The organism is Microbacterium sp. NPDC089987 (assembly GCF_044748505.1).
Lineage (GTDB): Bacteria > Actinomycetota > Actinomycetes > Actinomycetales > Microbacteriaceae > Microbacterium.
Map to the genome: position 1 here is coordinate 1 of NZ_JBIVGE010000004.1, position 3,768 is coordinate 3,768.

General features: G+C 68.2%; 3 protein-coding genes. All 3 read right to left on the reverse strand.

The window, feature by feature from the left end; all coding sequences use genetic code 11:
- Positions 1-340: 340 nt before the first annotated feature.
- From ACIPV2_RS13905 to ACIPV2_RS13915, 3 genes are read right to left on the reverse strand one after another with little or no spacing between them, the layout of a single operon-like run.
- Complete coding sequence (locus tag ACIPV2_RS13905; RefSeq protein WP_400842217.1) at positions 341-1,774, reverse strand: hypothetical protein; 1,434 nt, start codon at positions 1,772-1,774, stop codon at positions 341-343.
- Positions 1,771-3,129 (reverse strand): S8 family serine peptidase, encoded by a 1,359-nt coding sequence (locus ACIPV2_RS13910; protein WP_400842219.1) that lies wholly within the window; start codon positions 3,127-3,129, stop codon positions 1,771-1,773. The genes ACIPV2_RS13905 and ACIPV2_RS13910 overlap by 4 nt, the downstream gene beginning before the upstream one ends.
- Positions 3,129-3,512, reverse strand: coding sequence for a hypothetical protein (locus tag ACIPV2_RS13915; RefSeq protein ID WP_400842221.1), 384 nt, complete (start codon positions 3,510-3,512; stop codon positions 3,129-3,131). Before ACIPV2_RS13915 ends, ACIPV2_RS13910 begins: the two co-directional genes overlap by 1 nt.
- Between the last annotated feature and the right edge of the window lie 256 nt (positions 3,513-3,768).

A 3,768-nucleotide genomic window follows, 5' to 3' on the forward strand; every position in this document is an offset into this window, starting at 1 on the left:
AGGACGCACAAGCGGGGAGAGCGCATCCCCCGACCAGGGACGACAACGGAACAACCCCCCACGAATCACATTCCGCACACAGGCTAGAACACAACCCAGCGACCATGCCAGACAATCTCGCGGGGTACCGCGCGGCATCATCGGCCGCGACGTTCACGTCGTCACCCGGCGCCCATCCCTCGACGAGGGACACCTCACTCTGCTGACCTGATCGGGGTCTAGAGTCAGAGCACGCTCTTCGCCGCCCACCTCATACGTCACGGTGAGCCTCGTCGCAGCGCCGGGAGCGCACGCAGTGAGCGTCAGCGCCACAGCCGCCACAGCCAAGGCGCCCGCCGCATCAGGTCTCGTCTCGGGATCCGGCGCTTGCGCCCTTGGCGCGAGGACCAGTCTCCTCCTCATCCTCCAGCTTCGGCGCAATCGGACCACCCAGGCCCGACCGCTTCCGCTCCTCCTCGTCGGCACCGCCAGCGCCGCCCATCATGCCCATGCCGGTGCGACTGCCCGCTCCGGCCGCGCCCGACGACCCCGCGCCCGACGAACCCGCGCCGACTGCTCCGCCGACGCCGCCGACACCACCCGCACCGCGAACACCCGCAGCACCGCCGGATCCACCGGCGCCACCGACGCCGCCAGCACCACCGACACCCAACGCCGAATTGCCCAGGAGGCCACCGCCGGCTTTGAGACCCGCACCGGACGCGCCGCCGAGACCTGCCCCGCCGAGCCCGCCCATGCTGCCGACGCCGGCGATCTTCGAACTGGCAGCGATCGCCGCCGCACCCGCGCCACCACCGACGATCCCGCCGATACCACCGCCGCCCGCACCACCTCCAGGGACGAAGCCACCAGGACCGGTCGGGTATCCGCCGCCCGTTCCGCTGCCACCACCTGAGCCGCCGGGCCCGCCGGGCAGCAGTCCACCGCCAGGCGAATCGATGGACGGGTCCTCGAGGTCTTCACCACCGGGATCTGTCGGGTTCCACCCTCCGGGATCTGTCGGATGCCATTCGCCCGGATCTGTCGGCTGCCATCCGCCCGGATCGGTCGGCTGCCAGCCCCCGGGATCTGTCGGCTGCCATCCACCGGGGTTGGGGATGCCGATGTCACCCCGACCTCCGGGTGAACCAGGAGATGGAGTTCCGCCGCCGGGAACGGAACCCGAGGGAGACGAACCGCCACCGGGATAGGTGATGTCAGGCGCGGGGATGTCTGTTCCGGGCGGCACCGGCTTCGGCGGAGTGGGAACCGCCACTCGCGGGTCGAACTTCGCCAGTGTCTGCGATGCGGTTCGAAGCGACTCAGCAGACGGTGCGAGGCCGTGTTCGATCTGCTGCACGATGCGCTTCGCTTCTTCCTCGCGCTGGTTGCCGAGGAAGGTCCCTATCGCGTCGAGCGCCTTGTCGGCCGCCAGCGGGCCGAGAACAGGATGCACGACTACGGAACCCACCTTGGCGATATTGGCCCAGAACGGGTCGATGCGAGTCGAGGGCAGTTCGGCCGCAGCCGTGTTGCGGCGGTACGTGTTCGCGCTCTCGATGGTGTCGGTGAGCTGCCCGATGTAGGTCTCGATGGTGCGGAAGTTCCGCTGCAGTCGGCCGAGCGCACTGCGTGCCGCTTCGGCTGAGCTTCCCTGCCACGCCGAGGACTCCAGCACGGCGCCCAGGGCTCGGTCGAGAGAGGCGAGCGCCGTCCGCAGGGAAGCCGCGTCCGGGATGCGCCAGTCATCGAGCGTGCGGATGCTGTTGAGCTCGGTTTCGTACGGTCCGGTCACTGGTCTCCCCCTTGTTGTATCTTCTGTCGTCGCGATGATCTGGTCAGCACCACGGCGAGCACCACCCCGCCGATGACGAGGACGGCGAGCACCACCCCGCCGCCGATGAGCAGCGGCGCGAAAGCCGACCCGCCCGCCTCGGCCGTGGGCTCAGGCGTCGGCTCCGGCGAGGCGCTGGCGGCGAGCAGCGCGGCTTCGTCGTCCACATTCTGCTGGTTGGGAACAGCGTGCGAATCCTGCGCGTCCCAGAGCGGATTCACATCCGGGTACTTCGTCGGATCCACCGCCAGCATCCCCGTGAGCGACACCGCCCCGTAGCCGACGCGGTTGTTCCACTCGGGCTCGTGCTCGCCCTTCGTCCCGGTGTTGCGGATCAGGCTCTGGATGAGCTGATTCGACGTCGCCTCCGGGTACTTCTGCTTCGCCACCGCCAGAAAGCCGGCCGCGATCGGCGTCGCCAGCGACGTGCCCGATCGCAACTGCTGCGCATCCCACGACTCCGCCGTGCCCTGCGCGATGATCTCCAACCCCGGAGAGGCGATGATCACATCATCACTCAGGTTCGGCGACGGATCGGCGAGCACCGGGTCGGAGGTCGAGTACTGGATCTGCCCGTCGGGACCGAACGCCTGCACCGCGACCACACCGTTGTAGCTCGACGGCCAATCGCCCGCGCCGCCGACATTCGGCAGCGACCCCAGCACCACCACGCCCGCCGCATGCGCCTTCGCCACCGCGTCCGCAACGTCCACGAGCCCGCCCAGCGAGACCGAGATGATGTCCGCACCATCATCCACCGCCGCAGAGATCGCCTTGGCGAACCCCGACGCGAGCCTTCTCTCCTCCCAGGTCTTCTTGCCCGTCTCGAACATCTCGCCGTTCTCCTGCAGGCAGGTCGACTCCACGTCGCCCCCCTCCGGAGCGGTCGTCGTGATCATCGAGTTGTAATAGAGCACCGTCGCACCCGGGGCGACACCCTTGATCGGGGTCCCGCCGACCGCCTCACCGGTGCCGAGGATCATCGACGCGACATTCGTGCCGTGATTCGCAGCCACATAGTCCGTCGAGACCGCGTCATACCGCTCCCCCGACTCGTCGAAGCAGAACGACTGCTCCTGCACCTTCAGGTCTGCGCCACGCAGACCGGGCGCATCCGGGTTCACCTGCGTGTCGATCACAGCGATCGTCACACCCGAGCCATCCAGCCCCGCATCCTGCGCGGCCTGCACCTTGCCCCGGTTGAAGTACCACAACCCACCCTCAGACGCCTCCGAACCGACCGCCGGCACCGCGACAGCGATGCTCATCGCAGCGACGCCGATCACCGAAGCGATCAGCCGCCGACCACGCCTCATCAGTAGTCCGCATCCTTGGGCTCGTCGTTCGACGAGCCCGATGGCTGCGCGGCGGTGGGCTGGGGCGGAGCCTGATCCACGGCGGAGTCCAGCAGGGAGATGATCACCTTCGTCTCATCGGCGAGAGCGGCATCCTGCTCAGCGATCTCCATCACCGCGAGGCGAATGGCTTCGTTGGCATCGTTCAGCGCGACGATCGAGCTCTCTGTCACGACTCCCATGCCCTGTGCGACACGCTCGACCGCGGCACGGAACTCCCCGGTCGCGTCCGTCCTGCCGCCCACGGACCGCGCGACATCGGATGCCGCAGGGAACTGCTGCATATCGCGCTGGATCCGCTTGATCTCAGCGAAAATCTGGTCGAAGTCGATTCCGATGGTCATCGACGCCCCCTCTTCTTTCCTCCGGCGATGCCCGTCACGCCTGCTGTACCGTCCGGCAGTTCACCGAAAAGCACAGCAGACGGCGCGGGCCCGACGCGCCAGCGCGCCAGGCCCGCGCCCCGCACTCACGCGCCGAAACGACCCGCAGCAGACCGGTCGGTCTGCACATACTGACCCGAGATCTCCTCGGTCTTACCCGCGATCTGCGTCAGCAGCTGCTGCATCTCACTCAGCGAACGGTTCCACTTCGCCTGCG